This is a genomic window from Beduinella massiliensis, assembly GCF_900199405.1.
Classification (GTDB): domain Bacteria; phylum Bacillota; class Clostridia; order Christensenellales; family Aristaeellaceae; genus Beduinella; species Beduinella massiliensis.
Genome location: NZ_LT963428.1, coordinates 100640 through 125583 on the forward strand (window position 1 = coordinate 100640; position 24944 = coordinate 125583).

At 63.4% G+C, this 24944-nt stretch carries 19 protein-coding genes and 1 pseudogene; 12 read left to right on the forward strand and 8 right to left on the reverse strand.

The genetic code is table 11. The features are described from left to right. Window positions 1-778 precede the first annotated feature (778 nt). The 8 genes from C1725_RS00405 (at window position 779) to C1725_RS00440 (ending at window position 10033) form a co-directional block, all read left to right on the forward strand. Window positions 779-2215 carry a monomeric [FeFe] hydrogenase gene (locus tag C1725_RS00405; protein ID WP_102409706.1) on the forward strand — a complete coding sequence of 479 codons (1437 nt, stop codon included), beginning with the start codon at window positions 779-781 and terminating at the stop codon, window positions 2213-2215. 190 nt (window positions 2216-2405) lie between these two features. Next, window positions 2406-4130, forward strand: a complete 1725-nt coding sequence (locus C1725_RS00410; RefSeq protein ID WP_346026186.1) for an ABC transporter ATP-binding protein — start codon at window positions 2406-2408, stop codon at window positions 4128-4130. Window positions 4131-4446: 316 nt separating this feature from the next. After that, window positions 4447-5670: an extracellular solute-binding protein gene (locus tag C1725_RS00415; protein ID WP_102409708.1), complete on the forward strand. Its 1224-nt coding sequence runs from the start codon at window positions 4447-4449 to the stop codon at window positions 5668-5670. Between the two features lie 150 nt (window positions 5671-5820). Further along, entirely contained in the window at window positions 5821-6690 is an 870-nt protein-coding gene (locus C1725_RS00420; RefSeq protein ID WP_346026187.1) for a carbohydrate ABC transporter permease, read from the forward strand. Between the two features lies 1 nt (window position 6691). After that, window positions 6692-7537 carry an ABC transporter permease subunit gene (locus C1725_RS00425; RefSeq protein WP_102409710.1) on the forward strand — a complete coding sequence of 282 codons (846 nt, stop codon included), beginning with the start codon at window positions 6692-6694 and terminating at the stop codon, window positions 7535-7537. Window positions 7538-7761: 224 nt separating this feature from the next. Continuing rightward, window positions 7762-8115, forward strand: coding sequence for a metalloregulator ArsR/SmtB family transcription factor (locus C1725_RS00430; protein WP_102409730.1), 354 nt, complete (start codon window positions 7762-7764; stop codon window positions 8113-8115). 1 nt (window position 8116) lies between these two features. Next, window positions 8117-8908 carry a TraX family protein gene (locus tag C1725_RS00435; protein WP_102409711.1) on the forward strand — a complete coding sequence of 264 codons (792 nt, stop codon included), beginning with the start codon at window positions 8117-8119 and terminating at the stop codon, window positions 8906-8908. A 24-nt stretch (window positions 8909-8932) separates the two neighbouring features. Further along, entirely contained in the window at window positions 8933-10033 is a 1101-nt protein-coding gene (locus C1725_RS00440; RefSeq protein ID WP_102409712.1) for a substrate-binding domain-containing protein, read from the forward strand. A gap of 121 nt (window positions 10034-10154) precedes the next feature. Here the strand turns inward: C1725_RS00440 and C1725_RS00445 are convergent, their stop codons facing one another. From C1725_RS00445 to C1725_RS00470, 6 genes are all read right to left on the reverse strand, one after another. Next, complete coding sequence (locus tag C1725_RS00445; protein WP_102409713.1) at window positions 10155-11927, reverse strand: ATP-binding cassette domain-containing protein; 1773 nt, start codon at window positions 11925-11927, stop codon at window positions 10155-10157. Window positions 11928-12206: 279 nt separating this feature from the next. Further along, window positions 12207-12785 (reverse strand): haloacid dehalogenase-like hydrolase, encoded by a 579-nt coding sequence (locus C1725_RS00450; protein ID WP_102409714.1) that lies wholly within the window; start codon window positions 12783-12785, stop codon window positions 12207-12209. A gap of 97 nt (window positions 12786-12882) precedes the next feature. Beyond that, window positions 12883-14070 (reverse strand): class I SAM-dependent rRNA methyltransferase, encoded by a 1188-nt coding sequence (locus C1725_RS00455; RefSeq protein ID WP_346026188.1) that lies wholly within the window; start codon window positions 14068-14070, stop codon window positions 12883-12885. A gap of 133 nt (window positions 14071-14203) precedes the next feature. Continuing rightward, window positions 14204-15094, reverse strand: a complete 891-nt coding sequence (locus C1725_RS00460) for a phosphotransferase (RefSeq protein ID WP_346026189.1) — start codon at window positions 15092-15094, stop codon at window positions 14204-14206. 248 nt (window positions 15095-15342) lie between these two features. Beyond that, window positions 15343-15690, reverse strand: a complete 348-nt coding sequence (locus C1725_RS00465; protein ID WP_102409717.1) for a VOC family protein — start codon at window positions 15688-15690, stop codon at window positions 15343-15345. Between the two features lie 273 nt (window positions 15691-15963). Next, complete coding sequence (locus C1725_RS00470; RefSeq protein WP_346026191.1) at window positions 15964-17637, reverse strand: ribonuclease J; 1674 nt, start codon at window positions 17635-17637, stop codon at window positions 15964-15966. A gap of 1019 nt (window positions 17638-18656) precedes the next feature. Here C1725_RS00470 and C1725_RS00480 point away from each other — a divergent pair. From C1725_RS00480 to C1725_RS00495, 4 genes are all read left to right on the forward strand, one after another. Beyond that, the gene (locus C1725_RS00480; protein ID WP_102409720.1) at window positions 18657-19535 is read left to right on the forward strand and encodes a metallophosphoesterase; all 879 of its coding nucleotides are present in this window, start codon (window positions 18657-18659) and stop codon (window positions 19533-19535) included. A 64-nt stretch (window positions 19536-19599) separates the two neighbouring features. Beyond that, the gene (locus tag C1725_RS00485) at window positions 19600-20511 is read left to right on the forward strand and encodes an LCP family protein (RefSeq protein WP_346026190.1); all 912 of its coding nucleotides are present in this window, start codon (window positions 19600-19602) and stop codon (window positions 20509-20511) included. Between the two features lie 30 nt (window positions 20512-20541). After that, complete coding sequence (gene ytvI, locus C1725_RS00490; RefSeq protein WP_102409722.1) at window positions 20542-21726, forward strand: sporulation integral membrane protein YtvI; 1185 nt, start codon at window positions 20542-20544, stop codon at window positions 21724-21726. 155 nt (window positions 21727-21881) lie between these two features. After that, window positions 21882-22388, forward strand: a complete 507-nt coding sequence (locus C1725_RS00495) for a hypothetical protein (RefSeq protein ID WP_146009084.1) — start codon at window positions 21882-21884, stop codon at window positions 22386-22388. Between the two features lie 131 nt (window positions 22389-22519). Here C1725_RS00495 and C1725_RS00500 read toward each other — a convergent pair whose 3' ends face one another. Then, window positions 22520-23206, reverse strand: a complete 687-nt coding sequence (locus tag C1725_RS00500; RefSeq protein WP_102409724.1) for an ATP-binding protein — start codon at window positions 23204-23206, stop codon at window positions 22520-22522. An 80-nt stretch (window positions 23207-23286) separates the two neighbouring features. Further along, window positions 23287-24944, reverse strand: a pseudogene (locus C1725_RS19085) (hypothetical protein); the annotation flags it as partial.

A 24944-nucleotide genomic window follows, 5' to 3' on the forward strand; every position in this document is an offset into this window, starting at 1 on the left:
GGGCGCTGCGCGCCTGAACGTTACTGAGTGCGGATGCGCGGCGGACTCCGGCGGGGTTACGCGCTCCGCTGAGGCCAGGGCGGGCCAGGGGGGATTCCGATTTCCCCCCTAAGGCCCCCCTGGCCCGCCCTGGCCTCAGCGGAGCGCGTAACGCGGCCACTCTCGGGGGCCTCACGGCCCCCTGGCGTGGTGCCTTCCCCCAGGTGGGATTGCGGCCTGCGGGCCGCAGCATGGACGACCTCTGCGGCCCGCAGGCCGCAATCCCAAATAGGACGCAAGCGTTGCTTCCAGCCGAGCCAGCGGGCGATGAAGGCGCGCGCTCGCGGAGGGATGCCTTCCGCGGAGCGGATTTCTAAGGCATCCCGGAGCAATATAGCGCGCCCGCCCGATGGCTCGGCTGAAGAGCGTTTAGGGGGTTATAGGAGAGTCCAGAGAGGGCATAAGGGGGGAATCGCAACCCCCCTTGCCCTTTCTGGCCCCAGCGGAGCGCGCATCCCCGCCGGAGGCAGCAGCGGATGCGCACAAGGTTACGCGGGCGCGCAGTGCGCGCCCCTGCACAAGAAAAACAGCATAGGGGCGCGAGGGGGCTCAGTCAGCTTCGCTGAAAAGGGAGAGCCTTTTAAGACGACGGGTGCGCGCGCACCTGCAAAGCCCGATAAGCAACCGGGCGCAAAAAAAGGGAAGCCAAGGGCCGACTAGGCGGAGCAATTTGGCGGAGCCAATAAGCCCGCCGTACCCCGGCACTGAAAGGGCCGGGGCGCAAAAAAGGGAGGAACTTATGCCAGTTTGCAGCAATACCGAACACTTTAAATTCGAGGTGCTCAAGCGCATCACGCAGCTGTGCTACGAGGATAACCTGAACCTGGATACCATGGACGAGATCCCCATGGAGCTCATCCCCCCGGGAAGCCAGGCGACGGTGCGCTGCTGCGTGTATAGGGAGCGCGAGATCATCCGTTACCGCGTGCGCTGGGCGACGGATCGGGTGAACAAGCCGGGCGTCGTCGCGGTGATGCACGCGGCGTGCGAGGGCTGCCCGATCAACCGCTACACCGTGACCAGCAACTGCCAGCGCTGCGTGGCGCGCAAGTGCGTGGAGGCCTGCCCCTTCGGCGCGGTCAGCGTCACGGGCCGGGGCGCGTACATCGACCCGGAGAAGTGCCGCGAGTGCGGGCGCTGCGCGCAGGCCTGCCCGTACAACGCGATTTCAGACACCCTGCGCCCTTGCGTGCGCGCCTGCCCGGTGGACGCCATCACCATGGACCAGAACCGGCGCGCGGCCATCGACTACGAGCGGTGCATCTCCTGCGGGGCGTGCGTCGCCTCCTGCCCCTTCGGCGCGATCAGCGATACCTCGCAGATCGTGCACGTAATCGAGCGCATCCGCGGCCGCGGCGAGGTGTACGCCGTGCTCGCCCCCGCGGTCGAGGGGCAGTTCGGCATGGCGACGTTCGCGCAGATCGCGGGCGCGGTGCGCCAGCTCGGCTTCACGGACTGCCTGGAGGTCGCCCTCGGCGCGGACGCGGTCGCCCAGCACGAGGCGCAGGAGCTCAAGGAGGTCGCCCAGCGCGGCGGCCACATGACGACGAGCTGCTGCCCGGCGTTTTACAACATGGTGGAAAAGCACTTCAAGAAGCTGATGCCGATGGTGTCCTCCACCGTGTCGCCCATGACGGCCACCGCCCGCTTCGTCAAGCAGCGCCATCCCGGCGCGGCGGTGGTGTTCATCGGCCCCTGCATCGCCAAGAAGAGCGAGGCCAGGCGCGTGCCGGACGGCGCGGACTTCGTGCTGACGTTCGACGAGCTGTACGCGATGTTCGCCGCGCGGGAGATCGATCCGGCGAAGGTGCAGGCCGATTTCACGCAGCAGGGCAGCCGCTACGCCAAGGGCTTCGCCCAGTCCGGCGGCGTCGCGGCGGCGGTGGGCCGCGTGCTCGACGAGGAGGAATTCGAGACGCCCTATTCGTGCCTCAAGTGCAACGGCGCGGCGGAGTGCAAGAAGGCGCTGATGCTGCTCGGCGCGGGTCGCCTGCCCGAGACGCTGGTGGAGGGCATGGCCTGCGAGGGCGGCTGCGTCGCGGGCCCGGGAAGCTGCGAGGACCCGAAGGTGACGGTGCGCATGCGCCAGAAGCTGCTCGCGCAGGCCGACGCGCGCGGCGTCACGGAAAACCTCGAACAGCAGGGCTTCGCGGGCGTCGACATGGAAAGGCGCTGACGCGCTGCTTTTTCGGTGCCCAGGGGGAGGAAGCGATCGACTTCCTCCCTTTTTTGTGCTACAATGACAGAAGTTTTGCCGGTTTCCGCGCGCAAGGCGCGGGCTCGGCCATTTGAGGAGGAAACGCCCATGAAAAGCATCAGAGCGACGCATTGGAATCATCGACCCGACAGGAAAGGAAATGCTCCTCTTGAATACGCGCTTTGGAAAGTTCTTCTCTTACTATAGGCCCTATCGCGGCCTGCTCGCGGCGGACATCGCCTGCGCGGCGGCCGTCGCCGCCATCGCCCTCATCTTCCCGCTGCTCGTGCAGCACGTCACAGGCACCCTGCTCGCGGAGGGCCTCGCGGATGCGCGCGGGCGGATCCTGCTCGTGGGCCTCGCGATGCTCGCGCTGATCGCCGTCAGCGCGCTGTGCACCTTCTTCTTCGACGCGCGCGGCCACGGCATGGGCGCGATGATGGAGCGGGACATGCGCGCCGACCTGTTTTCGCACATGCAGCGCCTGCCGCAGAGCTTCTTCGACGGCGAGCGCACGGGCCAGCTCATGACGCGCCTCACCAGCGATCTGGAATCGCTTTCGGAGGTCTGCCACCACGCGCCGGAGGACTTCGTCGTCTATCTGGGCAAGTTCGTCGGCGCGCTGGCGATCCTCGCCCTGCAAAACGCGCGCCTTACGCTCGTGCTGTGCGGCTTTCTGCCGCTCGTCGCGCTGTACACGGCCTTCTTCAGCCGCAGGCTCTCGCGTTCCTACCGCCGTAGCCTGGAGAGCATCGCGCAGGTCAACGCGCAGGCGGAGGACAGCCTGCAAAACATCCGCGTGGTGCAGTCCTTCACCGGCGAGGCGGCGGAGTCGGAAAAGTTCCGCCGCGCCAACGAGCGCTTCTGCGACAGCCGCAAGGACATCTACGCCCATGAATCCTACCTGTACACCGGTGTGGAGGCGCTCACCCAGCTCATGACGGCCAGCGTCGTGGTGCTCGGCGGGCTGTGCATTACGGGCGGCTCGCTGAGCCTGCCGGGCCTCATCACGTTCATCCTCTACACGGGCTACCTGGTGGAGCCCATCCCGCGCCTAGCCCAGCTCTCGAAGATGTATCAGGAGGCGTTCGCGGGCTTTGGCCGCTTCATGGACATCCTGGAGACGGAGCCCGCCATCCGCGACCGCCCGGGCGCCAGGGACCTCGCGCCCGTCCGCGGGGAAATCGACTTCGAGGACGTGTCCTTCACCTACCGCGAAGGGCAGGAGCGGGTGCTGCAAAACGTGAACCTGCACGTGCGCGCGGGGGAGTACGTCGCGCTCGTGGGCGCGTCCGGCGTGGGCAAGACCACGCTGTGCGCGCTGATCCCGCGCTTTTACGACGTGACGGCGGGCTGCGTGCGCGTGGACGGCGTGGACGTGCGCGAGGCGACGCTCGCCTCGCTGCGCGCGGCCGTCGGCGTGGTGCACCAGGAAAATTACCTCTTCGCGGGCTCGGTGCTGGAAAACATCCTCTACGGCAGGCCGGGCGCTTCCCGCGAGGAGGCGATGGAGGCCGCTCGCCGCGCGGGCGCGCACGACTTTATCGCGGCGCTGCCCGGGGGCTACGACACGCAGATCGGCGAGCGCGGCGTCCGGCTTTCGGGCGGCCAGCGCCAACGCCTGAGCATCGCGCGCGCGTTCCTCAAGGACCCGCCCATCCTCATCCTGGACGAGGCGACCAGCGCCCTGGATTCGCACAGCGAGCGGCTCGTGCAGCAGTCGCTGGACGCGCTCTCGAAGGGGCGCACCACCCTCGTCATCGCCCACAGGCTTTCGACCATTCAGGGCGCGGAGCGCATCGTGGTGCTGAGCGAAAACGGCGTCGCGGAGGAGGGCACCCACGCGGAGCTGCTCGCCCGCGGCGGGGTGTACGCGGAGCTGTACAACGCCTGAACCGGAGGCACGCCGCATCCGCCCCGTGCTGGACCGCGGCGCCGGGGCTGCTCTTTCGTGCGAAAGGCCGAAAAAAGAAGAATGAAACGGACGGCGCGCGATGCGCCGTCCACATTTTTACTGCATTTTCCAGCGCTTAATTGCATAAGAAAAGAATTTATGCGCATACATTTTGTTATACATCACTTTTTATATCAGATTTCAACATAATGCGATATTATTTTTAATTGACATAGCACAATAAACCGCCTATAATACAGGTAAAGTTGTATGCCGCCCGTGGGGCGGACACAAAAAGCTGTAGGAGGCGGTAACCATGAAAAGGTTCCTTGCGATCGCGCTGGCTGCGCTGCTGCTGCTCGTGCCCATGATGGGCGCGCTGGCGGAGGACGTCGTGCTGACGATGGGCTCCTGGCGCGCGGACGACGTGGAACAGATGAACCGGCTGCTTTCGATCTACAAGGATAAGACGGGCGTGGAGATTCAGTTCCAGCCCACGACGCCGGCGGACTACAACGCGACGCTGCGTTTGCAGCTCGACGCGGGCACGGGCCCGGACCTGATGTACGCGCGTTCCTACGCGACGGGCGTGGAGCTGTTCGACCAAGGCTACTTCGCGGACTGCACGGACATCCCGGGCCTCATGGAGAACTTTACGCCCACGAATCTGGCCCCGTGGCAGACGGCGGACGGCAAGATGTTCGCCGTGCCGTTCGCGGCGGTGTCGCACGCGGTGTACTACAACAAGGACATCTTCGCCAAGGAGGGTATCGAAATCCCCACGACCTTTGAGGAGCTGCTTGCCGTTTGTGAAAAGCTGCAGGCCGCGGGCATCACGCCCTTCGCCAACGGCGTCGCGGAGGAATGGGACATCCTCGAGTGCTTCTTCCTGGGCATGCTGCCCAACTACATCGGCGGCGCGGAGGAGCGCGTGAAGTACGAAAACGGCGAAAAGAAGCTGAACGACGAGGCGTTCGTCTCTGCGTTTACGGACCTCGCGGCCGTTTCCCCGTACCTGCCCAAGGGCTTTGAGGCGGTCAACTACAACGACAGCCAGATCCTGTTCGCCACCGGCAAGGCCGCCATGTTCATGGACGGCTCGTGGACGGCGGGCACCTATTCCGACGTCGGCTTTGAATGGGGCGTCTTCGCGATGCCCGCGCGGGCGGGCGGCAAGACCGCGATCACCTTCCACCCGGACATGGCGATCACCATGAACACAAAGACCGCCCACCCCGAAGAAGCCAGGGCGTTCCTCGCGTGGCTTTGCACGGAGGAGGGCGTGAACGCCGCGGCGGCGAACCTGCCGGTCGGCTACTATCCGCTCATCAGCCTGCCCGTGACGCTCGAGGACGCGCACGCGGCGGAATTCCTCGCGCTCAACGACGGCAAGGAGACGGACGCGCGCTTCGTGTGGCCGAAGCTGATGGACCTGTACAGCCCGATGAACCAGGCGGTCATCAAGGTGCTCAAGGGCGACATCACCCCGCAGGAAGCGGCGGATCAGATGGCGGCGGAGTACGATAAGCTCGCCAAGTAAGACGGGAAGAGGGGGCCGCGCCGGGAGGTAGCGGCCCCTTTCCCCATTTAGGAGGGAACGGATATGACACAGCGAGCGCCAGCCCCGCGGCCGGCGGCCCGTCCCCGGTTCAGGGGCGGATCGAGCCTCCGCCCCAGCGGAGCCTATTGGATGCTCTACCTGTTGCCCGCGCTGATCCTTTACGTCGTCTTCATGGCCTGGCCGCTGCTGGATTCCATCCGCCTGTCGCTGTACACCGGCAACCAGGGGAACCGGCAGTTCGTGGGGCTGCAAAACTACGTGCGCGTGTTCGGCGGCGGCGAGATGACGGAGCGCTACTTCGGGGCGTTTTTGCACACCTGGATCTTCTTCTTCATCCACATGCTGGTACAAAACGTGCTGGGCATCCTCTTCGCGGTGATGCTCACCAACCGCACCATGCGCGGGCGCGGGGTGTACCAGACGATCATCTTTCTGCCCACGACGCTGGCCGTGCTGGTGACGGGCTACCTGTGGAAGCTGCTGCTCAGCCCCGTCTGGACGGGCGACATCCTGGAGGGCCTCGGCCTGGGCTTCCTCGCCAAGGCGTGGCTGGGCCAGGAATCGACGGCGCTCGTGTGCGTGGCGCTGGTGTCGTGCTGGCAGTGGGTCGGCATTCCGACGATGATGTTCGTGGCCGCGCTGCAGGGCATCTCGGAGGAGCTGATCGAGGCGGCGTCCATCGAGGGCGCGCACGCCTGGCATCTGTTCTGGCATATCAAGCTGCCGCTGATCCGCCCGGTGGTGGGCATCGTGGCGATCCTCACGTTCGTCAACAACTTCAACGCCTTCGACGTGGTCTACGCCATGGAGAACGCCAACGGCGCGCCGAATTACGCGACCGACCTGATCGGCACGCTGTTCTACCGCGTGGGCATCGCGGGGCAGCATCCGGTGGCCATTCCCGACCCGGGCCTGGGCGCCGCCATCGCGACGATCACGTTCGTGATGCTGTCCATCTTCGTGATTCCCACGCTCATCAAGACGCAGGGAGGGGACTGACATGGCCAAGAGAGAGAAATCCATGCGCGTGGCGAACCTGCACATCCCGTCCCACATCGTGCTGATCCTCTGGTCGATCCTCGCGCTCTTCCCGATCTGGGTGCTCGTGATCAACTCCTTCAAGACGCGCTACACGATCTACTCCAACCCCTTCTGGCTGCCGGAGCAGTGGAACTTTTCCAACTATCAGTCGGTGCTGCAAAGCGGTGACTTCCTGGGGTACTTCAAGAACAGCCTGATCGTGGTGCTGCTGTCCATCGCGCTGGTGCTCGTGCTGGGGGCGCTCAGCTCCTATGCGCTCGCGCACTGGCGCTCGAAGGCGTCGGGCGCGCTGTACTTCTTCCTGATCGCGGGCATGATGCTGCCGATCAAGATCGCCTCCATCCGCCTGCTGGAGCTCGTGCGCCAGCTCGGCCTGCTCAACACGATCTGGTCGCTGGTGCCGGTGTACGTGGCGATGGGCATCCCGATTTCGGTGTTCGTGCTCACGGCCTTCATGCGCACGGTGCCGGGCGAGCTGACGGAGTCCGGCTTCATGGACGGCGCGGGGCGGTTTAAGGTGTTCCTGCGCATCGTGCTGCCGCTGCTGCGCCCGGCGATGGCGACGGTGGCGATTTACAACCTGGTGCCCTTTTGGAACGACCTGTGGTTCCCGCTGATCTTCATCAGCGACGAGCGCTCAAAGACGCTGCTGCTGGGCGTGACGCGCCTGTTCGGCCAGTATCAGACGGACTGGAGCAAGGTGCTGGCGGTGCTGACGCTCTCCGCCCTGCCGGTCATCGCGCTGTACCTGATGATGAGCAAGCAATTCATCAAGGGCCTGACGGCGGGCGCCGTCAAGGGCTGACGCCTGCCCGATTGGGTTTTTCTTCTGCCCCTTGACGGGGACACAAAAAATGCCTACAATAATATAGAAAAGAGCAGATATACCACCGGAGGGGATTGGGGAGGCCGTTCGGTTTCTTCAAATGCGATGGTACCGCGGCGGCATCCGCTGCGCGCGTTTCGCGGGGGAGCCCGTGCCCCCTCTTGTAAATGACGGAGTTTCTGAACAAAAGGAAGGAAAAGCCCATGAAGGAAGAGACGTGCCCCTGCTGCGTGAACGAGCAGCACGTGGCGGACGTGCGCGCGCGCATGATCTCGCCCGAGCGCTGCGAGGACCTCGCGGCTTTCTTCAAGATGCTCGGCGCGTCCTCGCGCGTGGGCATTCTGTACGCGCTCAGCGTGGAAAAGGAAATGTGCGTGGGCGACCTCGCCTCCCTGCTGGACATGGCGCAGCCCGCCGTCTCCAATCAGCTCAAGGCGCTCAAGCAGGCGCGGCTGGTCAAGAGCCGCCGGGACGGAAAGATGATCTTTTACGCCCTTTCCGACGAGCATCCGGAGGGCATCATCCGTTACGGCCTGGAGCACCTGGAAGAGGAATGAGATGAACCCGCAGAAGACGGCGCGCTCCCTTACGGACGACGCGCTCAAGCTCATCGCGATGGCGGCGATGCTGGTGGATCATATCGGCGTCGCCATGATGGAAAACATGCTGGCAGTCCCTCTGATCGAGGCAGGCAGCGGGGAACTCGGAAACTGGGCGCTCCTCGCGGACCTGCCGTTTCGCATGGTGGGGCGCATCGCGTTTCCGATTTACTGTTATCTGCTGGTACAGGGCTTTTTGCATACGCGCAGCGCTGCAAGGTACGCTGCGCGTTTGGCCGTCTTTGCCGCGATTTCCGAGGCGCCCTATGACCTGATGGTCTTTGGCCGTCTGACGGCGGAGGCGCAGAACGTCTTCTTCACGCTGGCGATCGGGCTGCTGCTGATGATGGCCCTGCGCTCGCTCGAATGCGGACGGCTGCCCGCGCGCCGGCGAACGGCTGCGATGGCCGTGTGCGTCCTTGCGGCGACGGCGCTGGCCTACGCGCTGCATACGGACTACGACGCGATGGGCGTCGCGCTCATCGCCGCGCTGTACCTCAGCCGGGGCGACCGGGGAAGGCAGTGCGCCCTTTCGGCGCTGGCGTTTCTCGCCGCGTTCGGCGTGTACGGCGCCGTTACGGGGTATGTGTTTTCCGGCCCGGTAATGGAGCTTTGCAGCCTGCCCGCCTTTTATCTGATCGGCCGGGGCAGCGGCGAGCGGCGCACGCGCGTGAACCGCTATGTGTTTTATTTCTTTTATCCCGCGCACCTGCTCGCGCTTTACGGGCTGGAGCTGCTGCTGATCCGTTAACGCCGCCGACAGGAGGGTTCGCCCATGAAGTGCACGATCAAGGACATCGCGCGTCTTGCGGGCGTGTCGCCCTCCACGGTCAGCCGCGTGATGTCCGGCTCCCCGCGCATCAGCGGGGAAACCCGCGCGCGGGTCGAGCGGATCATGCGCGAGGCGGGCTATCAGCCCAACCAGCTCGCGCGCCTGCTGGTGCAAAGGCGCAGCAACATCGTGGCGGCGGTGCTGCCCGCCGCGCCGGAGCGGGCGCTGGGCGAGCCGTTCTTCTTTGAGGTGCTGCGCGGCATCACCATGGCCGCGACGCGCGCGGGCTGTCACGTGCTGCTCTCCGCCGCGGGGCCGGAGGGCGAGGCGGCCTGCGTGCGCGCGCTGGTGCAGGGCGGCATCGCCGGGGGCATCCTCCTGCTGCGCACCCGCGAGGACGACGCGGCCGTAGCGGAGCTGACCGCGCAGGGCTTCCCCTTCGCGCTGCTGGGTCATCCCGCGGGCGAGGACGCGGTCAACTGGGTGGACAACGACAACTTCGCGGCGGGGCGCGCGGCCGCCCGCCACCTGATCGGCCGGGGATGCAGGCGCCTTTGCTACTGCGGGCATTCGCCGGGCTTTCGCATGTCCGCGCTGCGCCTGGACGGCTGCCGCGAGGCTGCGCGGGAGGCGGGGCTGCCGCCGCCGCGCGTCATCGAGCGGCCTGCGCCGCCGGAGGCTGGGCCGGACGCGGGGGGCCGCGTGGACGCGGAGACCGTGCGCGCGATGTTCGCGGGTGACGGTTGGCCGGGCGACGGCTGGCCGGATGGGGTGGTGGCGGAAAACGACCTGGTCGCCGCGGAGCTGATGACCCTGCTGCGCGCGCTGCACCTGCGCGTGCCCGAGGACGTATCCGTCGTGGGCTTCAACGACGCGCCGCTCGCGCAGCTGCTCAAGCCGCCGCTCACCAGCGTCAACCTCTGCCCGGAAGAGCTGGGCAGACGCACCTGCGAGCTGCTGCTCGACGCCATGGACGCGCACTCGCCCGACGGCCGCCCGCTGGAGCCCCGCTCCGCGTTGGTTCCCTTCACGCTCATCGAGCGGGAGAGCGTGCGGCGCGGGGACGAACAGCCGGGCGGGGGACAGGCTCCGGCCCGGGCGTGAGAAAGAAAAAGACTTCGCAAAACCATACTTTTGCGAAGTCTTTTTTTGTTTTGGCCGCACATGCCGCGCGTACGCGATGAACGGCACGGAGCGCCGTTTGAAAGCGCAGATGCCCGCCGCTTTACCGGGCGTCCGTCTCCACGTAGAACTGCGCCTGTAGGGTAAAGAGCTCCGCATATTTGCCGCGCCTTTGCATCAGGTCGCGGTGCGTACCGGCTTCCACGATGCGGCCGCCGTCGAAAACGGCGATCCGGTCGCAGAAACGCGCGCTGGAAAGCCGGTGCGAGATGTAAACGGCGGTCTTTCCGCTGACCAGGCTGTCAAAGCGGCGGTAGAGATCAAACTCCGCGCGCGGGTCGAGCGCGGCGGTCGGCTCGTCCAGCACGACGATGGGCGCGTCTTTGTATAACGCCCGTGCGAGCGCGAGCTTCTGGCCCTCGCCGCCCGAGGGCTCGAAGCCGAGTGGATCGAACTGGCGGGAGACGGAGGTATCCGCGCCCCGGGGCAGATGGTCGAGCTTGCCGCCGAGCCCGACGCCGCGCAGGATGCGCTCCGCCCGCTGCACGTCGCGCGGTTGGCTCAGGATGACGTTGTCCAGCAGAGAAAAGGGAAAGAGCTTGTAGTCCTGAAATACCGCAGAAAAAAGCGACAGGTACGCGTCGTAGTCGATTTCGCGGATGTCGGTTCCGTCCAACAGAATCTGCCCCTCGGTGGGGTCGTAAAGACGCATCAGGAGCTTGATGAACGTGGTCTTCCCCGCGCCGTTTTCCCCGACGACGGAGAGCTTTTCGCCCGGCATCAGGGTAAAGTCGATCCCACGCAGTGCCCATGTTTGGGCTCCACGATAGCGGAAGCCGACGTTTTTGAACTCGATGCGGTGATTACCCGCCGGAAGAGGACGGTTAGCCCCTTCGCGCAGGCGGGCCGGGGCCTTCAGGTAGGCGTCCAGGTTTTCGTAATACAGATCGTAGGCGCGAATCTCCATCAAGCTTTCCAACATACAGCGCAGCGCGGAGGCGAACGCGGTGATCGCCGCGGAATACATGGCGAAGGAGCCGATGGAGAGGCGTCCGCTGTAAACGCCGAAGAATAGATAGGCGTATGCGACGCCCTGTTCGACGAGCATGAACAGGGCGCCGATCGCGCCCGCCCGGATGTAACCGTCGTTCTGCGCCTTGATGTTTTGGTTAACCCGCGTGAAGTATTGCCGCTCGCGCTGCGCAAGCCAGCGCCCGAGGCGGCCGATGCGAATCTCCTTGCCGAATGCGGCGTCCCCGAAGAGCTGGCTGTAATACATCCACCCTCGCTGGTCGGCGCTGATTTGCAGGGAAAGCCGCATGGCGTCCGTCCTCGCGCGGCCCTCGACCACGGCCCCGGCGAACGCCAGAGCCGTGAAGAGCAGGAGGATCAGGGGGTGAAGTGTCAGCATCACGGCCGAAAGCCCTGCAAATGTCACCATCTGCCCGGCGGTGTTCAGGGCGCAATCGAGCAGGTAGGCGAACCCGTGCCAATCACAGTACAAAAATTTTTCCGCCTTCTTGCGCAGGTCGAGAAAGTCCGGGCTTTCAAGGTTTTCGAGATCCGTGTCCGCCAGCCGCCGGTGCAGGTCGCTGTCGAACTCGGCGTTGACGCGGCAGCGTCGGGTGAAGCTGTCACGGTCGAAAAACGCGGAAAGTGCCGCGGCGAGCGCCGCGTAGCCTGTCAGGATGCCGGCGTAGAGCAGGAGCCTCTGCGGCCGCATGGGCCCCAGCAGCTCGTCGAGGATAAACTTGGGCATGAGCGTGGCGACGATAGGAACGAGCGAATGGATAAGCTGGTACAGCACGCGCCAGACGATGTACAGTTTGTCGTACTTGAGGCCGCAGCGGATAAAGAAAAGCAGTCCCTTGAACATAGCAGTCCCTCCTAAAAAGGGCCGCGGGCGCAGGCGCCCCCGGCCTTGCGTCGCTTTCGTGCCGTCTTTACACAAAAAAGCTGTAAAGGCGACACCAAACAAGGGACAGCAAAGCTGCCCCGCCGACGTGGGACTTTGTTTGGGGTGCTCTTTACAGCTTATCTGTGAAGGAAGGGCTTGTAGGCGCAGCAGCAAAACTTCATACGAAGGCCTCCTCTTTCGGGTTTCTTTGATAAAAGGATACCCTGTTTTAACGCCCGTGTCAACGCGAACCGTCCCCTACGCCTCGCCCAGGCGTTCCAGCTTTCCGTGGGTGACGAGGTAGCGCTCGTCGGCCAGGGCGAGCAGCGGCCCGTCGGCCTTCACGTTGTCCGTGTACATGGCGCGCACGGAAAAGTCGCCCAGCAGCTTGTGCAGGCGGCTGATCTTCTCGGCGGCGCGGCAGTTTTCGCCCTCCAGGCGGCCGGTCGCGAGGTCCACGCGCGTGGCGACCAGGTGCAGCGCGCCCAGGCGCTCCGCGATGGGCGTCAGCATGAACTGCGGCGAGGCGGAGGCGATGACGAAGGGCAGGTCGCGCGGCCGCGTCCCGAACCACGCCCCGACCTTTTCGAGCGTCCGGGGCTCGTTCCAGAAGTCGCGCGCAAGGGCTTCCCCGTCGATGGCGGCGAGAAAGCGCAGAAAGACGCCCTTGCCGCGCGTGAAATCCCAGGCCTTCACGGCCATCATCAGGCCCGCTAAGGCCTGACGCGGCAGAAAGCGCAGCAGCGAAGGCTTCCTGCGCAGGCAGTAAAGCCAGAAATCGACGGTGGAATCCCCGTCGTAGATCGTGCCGTCAAAGTCGTAAACGTCGATGCGCATCGGGTCACTCCTTTCAGGGGCGCCGCCCCCACGCCCCCGAAAGGGCCGGTTTCCTGCGAAGCCCGCGCGGGCGGGCCTTACCCGGGGTATCCTGGGTTCAGTCCAGCATTTGCAGCCACAGGCTCTTGAGGTAGTGCGATTCCGGATAGCCGGCCAGCACCGGGTGGTCGATGTCCTGCCTGCGCAGGGTGATGACCCGCACCTGCCGGTGCAGGTCCTGCGCGGCGGAGAGCACGGTGTTTACGAACGTCTCCTCCGGCATGTGGTAGGAGCAGCTGTGCGTCGCCAGCACGCCGCCCGCGGGCAGCAGCCGCATGGCGGAAAGGGCGATCTCCTTGTAGCCGCGGCAGGCGTTGGCCAGGTTCGCCTTGGCCTTGGTGAAGGCGGGCGGGTCGAGCACCACCACGTCGTAATGCTCCTTCGCGCGCACCTGCTCGCGCAGGAAGTCAAAGCAGTTCTCGCACACGACGTTCACGTCGAGCCCGCCCAGCCGCGCGTTTTCCGCCGCGAGGCCGCAGGCATCCTGCGAGATGTCCACCGCCGTGACGGAGGATGCGCCGCCCACGGCCGCGTTCAGCGCGAACCCGCCGATGTAGGTGAAGCAGTCCAGCACGCGCGCGTCCTTTACAAACCGGCGCAGGAACAGGTGGTTCTCCTTCTGGTCGAGAAAGTAGCCGGTCTTTTGCCCGCCGAGCACGTCCACGTGCAGGGCGATGCCATTCTCGTGCACCACCGTGCGGCCGGGCTGCGGCCCATAGAGCACCTTCGTGAAGCACTCCATGCCTTCCTTTTTGCGGATGGCGTCGTCGTTTTGCAGCAGCAGCGTCTTCATCGTGGGCACGCAGTCGGTCAGCGTCTGCGCGATCACGTCGGTCCATCGCTCCATGCCCAGCGCCAGAATTTGCAGCACCACCACGTCCGCGAACTGGTCGCAGATGACGCCGGGCAGGCGGTCCGCCTCGCCGAAGATCAGGCGGCGGCAGTCCGTGCCCTCGCGGCGCATGCTCAGGTCGCGGTAGGAAACCGCCGCGCGCACGCGCCGCGCGATCAGCGCGTCGTCCACGGCCTCGCCCCGGTGGGTCAGCAGGCGCACGGTGATGAGCGATCGGCTGTTGTAAAAGCCCGTGCCGAGGTAACGCCCCCGAAAATCGACCGCCTGCACGAGGCCGCCGTCCTCAGGCTCCCCCTCCACGCGCTCGATCTCGTTGCCGTAAACCCAGGGATGCCCCTGCAAAATTTTTTTCTGACGCCCGTTCAGGACGTGGACAATGGGCATATCCGCCATGGAATGTCCTCCTTTGCGCTCGTATTGAATATGCGGTTCGCCCGCTAAAACGGAGATCCCCTTCAAAAAGCAGATCATTCTTTATGCATGTGTATCAGAAAGATTTATAGAGAGAGAAGATTTAACTCTGCTATCACAGGATATACCATGTCGGGATATCGCTGTTCATATTATGAAACCACTTTAAGACATTTTGATTCAGTTCCAAAATGGAAGCCAATCTATCCGGAGCAAAATATTTAGACCATACAATCGAAGTGATTGCACTGGCAGAAAGATAATATGCAAGGAGCTTCCAAAAATCTTCGGGGACGTGGTTGTCAAAATAACCGTTAATTTGGCCTGATGCAAAATAGGGGTATTCGATGCCGATTCGATTAAACTCGTACCATGGATCTCCGTAATTCTCAAAATCAACAGTATGCCAATCGATGACAAAAAGCTGCCCGCTTTTGGATTGAATTAAATTGCCCAAATGGTAGTCGCCATGATGATAACACTGCGGTCGCTTCTGAAGCATATGCCTGTTGGCGTCGATGTAATTTAAGACAATGTCGCTTCCCTCAAACAGGATGCCCTCCCTGCGAAACGCTTCCAGCCTTTCATCCATGGTGGAAAAATACCGCGTCTCCCAGTCAGAAATATTTTCTGGCGCATTCAGGGTATGGATTCTTCGCAGGATCCTTCCCGATTCTATCCCTAATGCATATTGCTTCTCTTTGGATAGTTTGGGTATCGTTATTTCGGCCTCTTCTCCGTCTATCCAGGACAATAAGGTATATACGCCCGTTTTGTTATTGCAGACGCCAAAGTCAATCGGCGACGGCATTGGGACATTCAAACGGAAAAGTTTTTTTATCAATTCGTATTCAGCTTTTTTTCGCTCAAATTCTTCATAGTCAGCTAGCCGCAATAAAAAGTGCTCTCCGTTTTTTGCGGTGACATAGTATTTTTTATCGCTTGACATACCCTTTTTAATGGGCTGAATGTCTTTAAACTCGGCCGCCATTGGAAGATATTTCAAATTCTTTACTCCTTCACAGGACAAATATCAGCATCCTTCTTTTCGATAGCTAAACTATATCATATTGCACGTTGCTTTTCCACTTCATTTCACAAGTTTCATATGGATAACCATTTGAAAAAAACAAGGAGCGTTTGGGATGCTTCCCGGCAATTCGTTTTTCCGCGAGCGGGTACCCTCTTGCGTATAAAGGAGCTGTATTTTTGTTTGCTGGAAATGTCCCAGGCCTTCCAAAATGGAAATCTACGCTAGGCAGGAAAACTTCTGAAATAAATTCTATTTCTATCGATATCATAAAAACTCATATTCGTAGCTCCCCAAGGACGCTGCACAGGCTCTTCGATAATTTCAACCCCCATTTCAAGTAGCTTCTGATATTCTGCCGCAATGTCTTTCACGGTAAAGGCTAAACTGATATTCTGATTGTCGTTATTCTTGTGTGAACCATCATTGTATATCGAAAGTTGTGTTTCTTCCCCTATTAATACTTGGTGTATTTCATCGTTGCTACCATTATCTATTCCTAACAATCGCTTATAAAAATTTGCAAGCGCTACCACATCGTTTGTGTTTAAGCTTACTTCGCCAATTCTCATATCTTCACGTCCTCAAATATCGGCTTATCTATTTCTTCTGCCAATACATTATACCATTCGATTGTAAGTTTTTCTATCTCGTCTCCGCTCCATACGAAATATATGAGGTAAACAAGAGGGCGCAAGCAACGGGTGCTTTCGCCCTCGCATAGTATGATATTTCCTTTCAAAGCCGTGGGAGTGCCGCTGCGCAGAAAAAAATCCCTCTCCCCCATGAGACATGTGAGAGAAGGATTTCTGTGCGGTTTCGGGCTGCGCGGCCTTTTCCGCGCCTTACAGCTCGATGAGCGAAACCATCACGACCGGGCGGCGCTTCGTCTTCTCGTACAGGAAGCTCTTCATCTGGCCCTGCATGAGCTGCACGCAGTCGGACATCTTCTTGTTCTGCGCCTTCATGCGGCGCACGAAGTCCACGGCGCGCTTTTCGCAGTCGCGCGTGATCTTCTGGTATTCGCTGTCGTACAGGAAGCCCATGGCGTGCACCACCGGCGGCGCGCTCAGCTCGCCGGTCTTGCGGTCGATCGCCAGCGCCACGGAGACCACGCCGTCGTCGGAGAGCAGCTTGCGCTCGCGCAGCACCAGGTTGTCCGGGTCGTCCACGCTCGTCGCGCCGTCGATGAGCACCGCCGCGCCGTTGGTGAAGCCCGTGATCGCGGCCTTACCCTTGCTGATCTCGAAGATGTCGCCGTTGCCGAGGATGAAGATGTTCTCCCACGCCATGCCCAGGGCGTTCGCGAGCTCCGCGTGCTGATAGAGCATGCGGTATTCGCCGTGCGCGGGGATCAGGTAGCGCGGCTTGACCAGCGCGTGGATGAGCTTGATCTCCTCCTGCGAGGCGTGGCCGGAGGCGTGCACGTCCGCCATGGCGGAGTAGTAAACCTTCGCGCCGCGCTTGTACAGCTCGTTGATGACCTTGTAGATCGGCTTTTCGTTGCCGGGAATGGGCGTCGCGGAGATGATGACCGTGTCGCCCGGCACGATTTCCACCTCGCGGTGCGAGGAGAACGCGATGCGGGTCAGCGCGGACATCGGCTCGCCCTGGCTGCCGGTGGAGATGACGACCACGCGCTCCGGCGGGTAGTTGTCGATCTGGCCAATGTCGATCAGCGTGTCCGGCTTCATCTGGATGTAGCCCAGGCTGTTCGCCGCGTTGAAGACGTTGAGCATGCTGCGCCCCACCAGCGCGACCTTGCGTCCGTGGCGCTCGGCGGCGGTGAAGATCTGCTGCAGCCTGTAGATGTTCGAGGAGAAGGTCGCCACGAAGATGCGGCCCTTGGCCCCCGAGAACATGCCCGCGAACGACTCGCCCACGTGGCGCTCGCTGACCGAGAAGCCCTTGACCTCGATGTTCGTGGATTCGCACACGAACAGCAGCACGCCCGCGCGCCCGATTTCCGCGATGCGCTGCAGGTTGATGATGCCCCCGTCGATGGGCGTGTAGTCCACCTTAAAGTCGCCGGAGTGCATCACGTAGCCCAGCGGCGTCTTGATCGCCAGCATCGACGCGTCCGCGATGGAGTGGTTCACGTGGATGAACTCCACCGAGAAGCAGCCCGCCTGGATCACGTCGCCGTCGCGGACGGTGTTCACGGTGCAGCTCTTGAGCAGCCCCGGCATGCGGTCCTCGATCTTGTACTTGACCAGCTCCATCGTCATGCGTCCGCCGTAGATCGGGGCGCGCAGCTCCTTCATCAGGTACGGGATGCCGCCGATGTGGTCCTCGTGGCCGTGGGTGAGGAAGATGCCGCGCACGCGGTCGCGGTTTTGCAGCACGTAGGTGAAGTCGGGAATGACGGCGTCCACGCCCGGCATCGTTTCGTCCGGGAAGGACTGGCCGCAGTCCACGATGATGATGTCGTTGCCGTACTCGTAGGCGGTCATGTTCTTGCCGATTTCGCACATGCCGCCCAGCGGGATCAGGCGCAGCGTCGCCCGCTGGGGGTGCACGCTCGCCTTGCTGGCCGATATGGCGGGCTTACGGCCCACCATTTGCAGCGTCGCGGAGATCGCGGGCTTGCCGCCCACCTCGATCGCGATGCGCCTGCGGCCGCCCTGGCGGGGGCCCTGCGGCTTCGCGGCGCCGGTCTGGCGGCTTCCCTGCGCGCCCGCGGGCCTCGCGGCGGGCTGCCGTCCTCCCCTGCCGCCCTGCGCGGCGGGCGCGTCCGGGGCGGCCTTCGCGCCCTGCGGCGCGGGATTCCTGCGGGGCTGCCTGCGGCCCTGCGGGGGCTGCGAGCCCTGCGGGGGCTGCACGTTTTGCGCAGGCTGTGCGGGCTGCGAACCCTGCTGGGGCTGCGAGCCCTGTGAAGCCTTTGCGGGCGCTGCGGCCTTTGTGTTCTGACCCTGGGCGGGGTTCTTGCGGGGCTGTCTGCGGCGCTGGCCCTGCGCGTTTTGCGCAGGCTGTGCACCTTGCGAGCCCTGCGAGGGCTGCACGTTTTGCGAGGGCTGCGAACCCTGCGAGGGTTGCGAACCCTGCGCGCTCTTCGTGCCCGCGGGGGTCTGCGCATCCTGCGCGGCCTGCGGATTGCGGCGCGGGGCCCTGCGGCGGCGCGGCTGCTGGCCCTCCTGGGCGCCGTTTGCGGCGGGGGTCTGCGGGTTCTGACGGCCTGCGGCCGGATTCTGATTTTCGTTTTCCTGATTGGGCATAGATGATTTCCTTTCTTTCAATGGGGCCGAGGCCGGGATGGTCAGCACCGGCGAACGGCATTTGGGTCACAAGAAAACAGGCCCCTGCCCGTGGCAGGCGCTTTCTTGCAGTATTCTCGCGGCGTGAAAACGGCCGCGTTTATATCCAGGACGGTCTTTCGCGCGGGGGCGTCGTGAGCGCGCGCCCGCGCGATGCGTCCGGCATAAACGTACATAGACATTTTATTATACACCGAAACAACTGGAAATACAACCGTCCTTGATTTTTTGTTGATTTGCGCGCGGTAGCATGAGGATGAAATCAACAAAAGGGTGTGCTTAACATGGACCAAAAAAGGAGATCCCATGCGCGAACGCTGCGCCGGGCCGCTGCGCTGCTGATTTTTTTGCTGCTCTTCATCCCCTATGTGATCGAGCAGAACGACGGGGTCGTCTTCACCCCCGTGGACGTGCAAAGCGAAAATCTGCCCGCGGCGTTCGAGGGCTTTCGCGTGCTGCACGTCTCCGACCTGCACGACAAGGACTTCGGCGCGCGCTTTGAGGCGATTGCCGGGCGCTGCGAGGCGTTCCGGCCGGACGCGGTCTGCATCACGGGCGACCTCATCGACACGGGGGACATGGAAGCGGCGCTCCGGTTCGTGCGCCGCCTTGCGCGCCTTGCGCCGGTTTACTACGTGCCCGGCAACCACGAGCGCCAGGTGGGGGCCGAGGTTTACGGCCGCCTGAAGGAGGCGCTGCGCGCGCTGGGCGTGCGCGTCCTGGAGGACGAGGCCGCTCTGATCGCGCGCGGCGGGGACGAAATCGCCGTCGTGGGCGTCCGGGACCCGGCGTTTGACGCGGACGGCGGCATTTGGGGCGAGACGGCCGCCTACGAGGCGCGCCTTGCGCCGCTGCGGGGCGACGCGCCCTTTGCGCTGCTGCTGGCGCACAGGCCGGAGCACTTCGACGCGTACGCCGCCGCGCGCTACGACCTGACGCTGTCCGGCCACGAGCACGGCGGGCTCGTCCGCTTTCCGCTGGTGGGGCCGCTGGTAGGGCTCAACCAGGGCCTGCTTCCCCGCTTCACCGCCGGGCTGCACCGCGCGGAAAACGGCATGGCCCTAAGCGTGAGCCGGGGCATCGGCAACAACCCCCGCTGGTCGCGGCGGCTGAACAACCCGCCGGAGATCGTGCTCGTCACCCTGCACGCGGGGCAAAACTGACCGTTGACGAATGGGTTCTGGTGTGCTATCGTTTTCATATACTACATATCGTGCGGAGGAAGACATGGCACAGACGCAGGTTCCCCCCAAGAATAGGCGCATCCGTGCGCGATATATCGTGCTGCTTGCCGCGGTGCTCGTCATCGCGGCTGTGCTGCTCTGGTTTTTCAGCGCGCACGGCCAGGCGCACTATCTGCTCATCGGCAAGGACAACTGGGGCCCCGTCGGCGAGGGGCGCAGCGACGTGATGATGCTCTGCACCCTCGACATGGACGGGCGCAGGGTCAGCATTACGTCGCTCGCGCGCGATTTAAAGATCGAGCTGCCGGGCAAGAATAAGCGCGAGGATAAGCTCAACACCGTCACGCACTATCAGGACGAGGCGGCGCTCGTCTCTGTGGTGGAGGAGCTCGTGGACCTGCCGATCGAGGGCTACATTTCGGTCAACTTTTCCAGCGTGGTGGAGATCATCGACGCGCTGGGCGGGGTCACGGTGAACCTCACCTCGCAGGAGGCTTCCTATTTAAAGCGGGTGGAGGGCGAATACTACCAGCACCCGCTGCACGAGGGCGACTGCTTTCTGAACGGCGCGCAGGCGCTGGCCTACATGCGCTGCCGCCAGCTCGACAACGACTTTGGCCGCACGGACCGGCAGGCAAAGGTGCTCAGCGCCCTGCTCAACGGCGCGAAGGAGATCGACCTTTCGCTCGCGCTGAGCGTGGCCGATACCCTTTCGCACGTTTACGTCACCAACCTGACGCCCGTGCAGGTCGCGGACGCGGTGCGAAACGTGCTGCACCTGCGCGGCGGGGAGTTTCGCAAATTCACCATCCCCGCGGAGGGGACGTTTAAATACGGCGAGGTGCGCGGCTCCTCCGTGCTCGTAGCGAACATGGAGAAGAACCGCGAGCTGCTCTACGAGTTCCTGGGCATTCCGGATCCGGCCCAAAGCGCCCTGCCGGAAGGCGAAAACTGAGCAGCCGGAAGCGGACGAGGAGGGTCGTTCTTGAACGAGGAAAAGAAAAAAATTTACCTGCGGGTGCTGCTGGACGTGGCGCTCACGCTCGCGGCGATCGGGCTTTTGTACCTAGGCGGGCCGCTGGCGCTGGAGATCATGACGCCGTTCATTCTGGCGTTCATCATGGCGTGGGCGTTCAACCCCGTGGTGCGCGGCCTTCAGCGCAAGCTGGGCGCGACGCGCAAGGTCTATTCCTTCATCATGGTGATTTTGTTTTACGCGCTGCTAGGCTTTCTGATCGTGATGTTCGGCAAGGTGCTCATCAGTCAGGTGATCGGCCTGGCGCGCTCGCTGCCGAGCATCCTGTCGCAGATGCAGGACACGTATCAGCAGCTCATGGAGCAGCTTCGCATGGTCATGGAGAAGGTGCCCGACCAGTACGCGGAGATCGAGGCCGAGCTGTTCACGGCCATCGACACGGCGTGGCAGTGGTTCAAGGGCGCGCTTTCCACGCTGCTCTCGCGCGCGGTGTCGTGGACGAGCAACGCGGCGATGCGCCTGCCGGAGCAGTTCATCTTCCTCACCGTGCTGGTGCTGGCGAGCTGCTTCATCACGGCGGACTACCCCGACCTGCGCGACCACATCAAAAACGGCATGACGCCCAGCACCCGCCGGAGCCTGCGGCTGCTGCGCACGAGCATCAAGACGGCGGTGGGCGGCTTCTTCCGCTCGCAGCTCATCTTCGCGATCGCGGACATGTCGATCATCCTCACCTTCTTCTTCTTCATGAAGGTGAGCTATCCCCTGCCCATCGCGCTGGTGCTCGCGTTCCTCGACTTCATCCCTTTCTTCGGCGCGGGCACGGTGATCGTGCCCTGGGGCGTCATCGCCCTGATCGTGGGGCGCTACAACATGGGCCTTCAGCTGCTCATTCTCTACGGCATCCTCTATACCCTGCGCCGCATCTTCGAGCCGCGCGTGCTCGGCGGGCAGGTGGGCTTTTCGTCCCTCTCCATGCTCTTTTGGATGTTCGCGGGCATGAAGGTCGCGGGCGTCACGGGCCTGGTGGTCGCGCCCATCGTGGGCATCGCGGTCACCAATTTCTGGCGAACGGGCATCTTCGACGGCTTCCGGCAGGATCTCCGCGTGATCGTCGCGGACGTGCGCTCGATCATCGCGCGGCCGCTGCCGCCGGAGGACCCGCCTAGGCCCGGGCGCAAAAACAAAAAATAACCGGCGCGGCCGGAAAACAGGTGCAGTTTTCGCTGGGTGCGGGGGCGTCGTCCCCTCGCGCCCGGCGTATTTTATTTAAGCGTCTCGGTTTTTCCCGATAAGGTGGAATCTTCTAAAACGCCATGGTAAAATAAGAAAAGACAGAGTTGGACGGCGTGAACGAAACCCTGGCTGAACGAAATACGGAGGTGGAAAAAATGCTGCTAAAAGGGATTCATGAAGAAAACGGGTGGATGCTGGCGGATTATCGCGCTACGTGGAAGTATGGATATGACTTCATGCTGGATGCCGCGCAGACCGTCGTGGATACCGACTTTGGCGAGAACCTGCAACGCGTAGCGGTTGGGGCGCTGACGGGCGGCAGACAGGAAGAATGCATGGATGAGGTGCGTAAGGCGAAGCGCGTGCTGCGCGATAGCCCGAAACTCCTCGAAGAACACGGCCTTCTCATTGTCTCCGGTATAAGCAAGCTCATGGAGTGCCCCATTCAGCTCATGTTTTACAACCAGACCGACAGGATCCTCTTGTGTACGCCGTTCAAGCGTTTGTTCGATGAATGTGGAAACGACGTCTTCACGACCTATATGTGCAGCATTGAAATCAGGGCCTATTGTACAAACACGAAGAGAAGGATCGAAAACAGCATCCGAAAGAAGAAATAACCCGTTTCAAATGGGTCGATGCCAGCGCCTTTCGCGCCGTTGGCGCGGGCTTTCCCCCTCTCCCCGCACGACAAAAACGGCGGCCGGCGCGCATGGCCCGGCCGCCGCGAAGGGGTGCGGAGCGCGACCCGCTACATGGGATAGGTCATCGTAAAGCACGTCCCCTCTTCGGGCGTGCTTTTTGCGCCCAGCGTGCCGCGCTGGCGCTCGACCAGCGCGCGCACGGCGTTGAGGCCGCCGTCCGGCGCGTCGCTCTGCTCGAACAGGTACGGCAGGTCCTCCTGCGCGATGGGCTTTCCGTCGTCCATCACCAGCACCACGGCGCGCTTGCCCTGCGCGCGGACGCTCAGGCGCACCTCCTTCGCGCCGCCGCGCAGCGTCACGCTCTGCAAAAGGCTGGTGAGCGCCCGCGCGTAGGCCGCCCGGTCGATCAGCACGGGCAGCGCGGCCTGCGGAATCTCCTCTTCCAGCAGCAGGCCGCTCCCTTCCAGCAGGGGGCGGCATTCCGAGAGCACCGAGCGCGTGAGGCCGCACAGGTCGCACTTTTCCAGGCGCAGCGTCTGCGCGGCCTGCTCCTTGTGCAGGAGCTTGGAGCGGTGGTCGAGCAGGATGTCGTTGATGTCGCTCAGGATTTTGCGGCTCTGTTCCGACCCGTCCGCGCCGACCAGGCGAAAGCGGTTGCCCGCCTTCATGTCCGCAAAGGCGTCGCCGATCAGCGTCAGCTGGCGCCGCGCGCGGCGCAGGCAGATCGAAAGCACGACCACGGCCGCCAGGAGCAAAAGCGAGATGCAGAGCAGCAATATGTGAAGCCAATCCATGAAAAACACCTCCCGGGTGATACAATGGGGCCGTTTTGGGCGCGGCGACGCCGCCTGCGCACTCAAAACAGCCCCATATCTTATGGTTCGATTTCCTTGTTCAGAAGGCTCCGGCGGAAATAAGACGGCGAGAAGTTGCGCACAGCCTTCTTATCTTCGCCCTTGACGTACAGACCGGTGGTCTGATAGTAGACCTGGATGTTGATGTCAAGCTCCAGCTGGTCCTTGTCGTAGACCGTCAGGCCGTTCAGGTCGCGGTTTCGCAAGACGATGCCCTCCGGCGCGGCCAGCGTCCACTCCCCGGACGGGGAAAGCGCGGTGCAGCCCATGGAGGTCACGCGCGTGATGAGCACGTCGTCCTTCGTGAACGAGAGCATGTCCACGCGCTCCAGCCGGGAGGGATCGGCCTCCACAAAGCGCTCGCCCGTGGACAGATCCAAGCGGACGAGGTATTCCTTCGTCGCGTAGGCCAGGTAGCGTCCGTCCGAGCTCATGGCGATGTTCAGCGCGTTCTTCGTGCCTATCACGCGGTAAGCGCGCATGTTCACCAGGTCGATGATGCGGGCGTCGTCCGTGAGCTCCGCCCCCCGCTCGCGCCGGTCGCAGAGCAAGGCCAGGGCGCCGTCGCGCGAGACGTCGAACGAGCGCACGGAGTTGTAGTTCTTGCCGCCCAGTCCCATGGAGGAGAGGGAAATCGCCCCGTCCACCACGAGCTGCTCGCCCGAGCCCACGGTGCCGGTGAAGACCGCGCGGTTGTTGATGAGCGCCATGCGCAGCTTGCTGTGGTCGATGAAGCCGATGTACGAGGTGCCGCCGCTCGTCCACTTCTTCCGGTAGTCCGCGGCGTAGGCGGCCGGGTCGGGGTCGCCCACGGGCGAGGCGATCAGCCCCGCGTCGACCGATTGCTGCAAGGCCGCGGCGTCCGGTGCCTGTTTGAGCACCGGCGACTCCGTGGGCGCGGGCGTCGCCGTGGGTTCCGCGTCGGGCGTCGCGGTCGCGGCGGGTGTTTTGGTGGGCTCCGGCTCCGGGGTTTCGCGCGGCGTGGAGGTCAGCGCGGGCGCCGGGGTCGGCCCCGTCAGCTTTTCAGAGGCGGCGTCCGGGATCAGCGCCTCGCCCAGATACAGGCGAAGGGCGTCCCAATAGCCGTCCGTCAGGCTGTCGCGCCGCTGCGGGTCGAGGCCCAGGCGGTATTCGGTGCGGGAGAAGAGGCCGTCCATGTCGTCGTCCTTGGGCTTCACGTAGGGCGCCTGGTCGGCGGAGGGCACCTGCGGGGGCACCTCCGGCTCCTCAAACTCGTCCCACTCGCTGTCGTCCGGCGGAATCTCCGGCTCCGGCGTGGCATTCGGGTCGGGCGTCGGGGTGGCCGGGGCGTCCTGCGGGTCGAGCGGGTCGTAGATCGGGCTCACGACGAGTTCCTTGGAACTGCGGACGCGAAGCGCAAACGCGAAGCGCGTGCCGTAGGGCACGCTGGCCGCGTAGCGCTGCTTGCTGTCCTTGTCGTCGGGCCAGAGCTGGTTTTCCTCGGCCCAGCTCTCCTCCGGCAGCCCCTTGACCGCGGCGAGCAGCTCCTCCTTGGTGTTTACGGCGTCCGGCGGAAGCAGGAGCAGCAGCACGTCCAGCACCCGCACGTCGTCCAGCGCGCGCGTGATTTCAAAGTGCAGCGCGCAGCTTTCCGGATCCGGCTGGTTTTCGTCCACCGTGTACGCGCCGAACACGGGCGCGGGGGTGGGCGTAGCTT

What these genes read in the sequence shown, in the direction of transcription:
- C1725_RS00405 (WP_102409706.1), top strand. Translation starts at nt 779, where the DNA reads ATGCCAGTTTGCAGCAATACCGAACACTTTAAATTCGAGGTGCTCAAG.
- C1725_RS00415 (WP_102409708.1), top strand. Translation starts at nt 4,447, where the DNA reads ATGAAAAGGTTCCTTGCGATCGCGCTGGCTGCGCTGCTGCTGCTCGTG.
- C1725_RS00420 (WP_346026187.1), top strand. Translation starts at nt 5,821, where the DNA reads ATGCTCTACCTGTTGCCCGCGCTGATCCTTTACGTCGTCTTCATGGCC.
- C1725_RS00425 (WP_102409710.1), top strand. Translation starts at nt 6,692, where the DNA reads ATGGCCAAGAGAGAGAAATCCATGCGCGTGGCGAACCTGCACATCCCG.
- C1725_RS00430 (WP_102409730.1), top strand. Translation starts at nt 7,762, where the DNA reads ATGAAGGAAGAGACGTGCCCCTGCTGCGTGAACGAGCAGCACGTGGCG.
- C1725_RS00435 (WP_102409711.1), top strand. Translation starts at nt 8,117, where the DNA reads ATGAACCCGCAGAAGACGGCGCGCTCCCTTACGGACGACGCGCTCAAG.
- C1725_RS00440 (WP_102409712.1), top strand. Translation starts at nt 8,933, where the DNA reads ATGAAGTGCACGATCAAGGACATCGCGCGTCTTGCGGGCGTGTCGCCC.
- C1725_RS00445 (WP_102409713.1), bottom strand. Translation starts at nt 11,927, where the DNA reads ATGTTCAAGGGACTGCTTTTCTTTATCCGCTGCGGCCTCAAGTACGAC.
- C1725_RS00450 (WP_102409714.1), bottom strand. Translation starts at nt 12,785, where the DNA reads ATGCGCATCGACGTTTACGACTTTGACGGCACGATCTACGACGGGGAT.
- C1725_RS00455 (WP_346026188.1), bottom strand. Translation starts at nt 14,070, where the DNA reads ATGGCGGATATGCCCATTGTCCACGTCCTGAACGGGCGTCAGAAAAAA.
- C1725_RS00465 (WP_102409717.1), bottom strand. Translation starts at nt 15,690, where the DNA reads ATGAGAATTGGCGAAGTAAGCTTAAACACAAACGATGTGGTAGCGCTT.
- C1725_RS00480 (WP_102409720.1), top strand. Translation starts at nt 18,657, where the DNA reads ATGGACCAAAAAAGGAGATCCCATGCGCGAACGCTGCGCCGGGCCGCT.
- C1725_RS00485 (WP_346026190.1), top strand. Translation starts at nt 19,600, where the DNA reads ATGGCACAGACGCAGGTTCCCCCCAAGAATAGGCGCATCCGTGCGCGA.
- C1725_RS00500 (WP_102409724.1), bottom strand. Translation starts at nt 23,206, where the DNA reads ATGGATTGGCTTCACATATTGCTGCTCTGCATCTCGCTTTTGCTCCTG.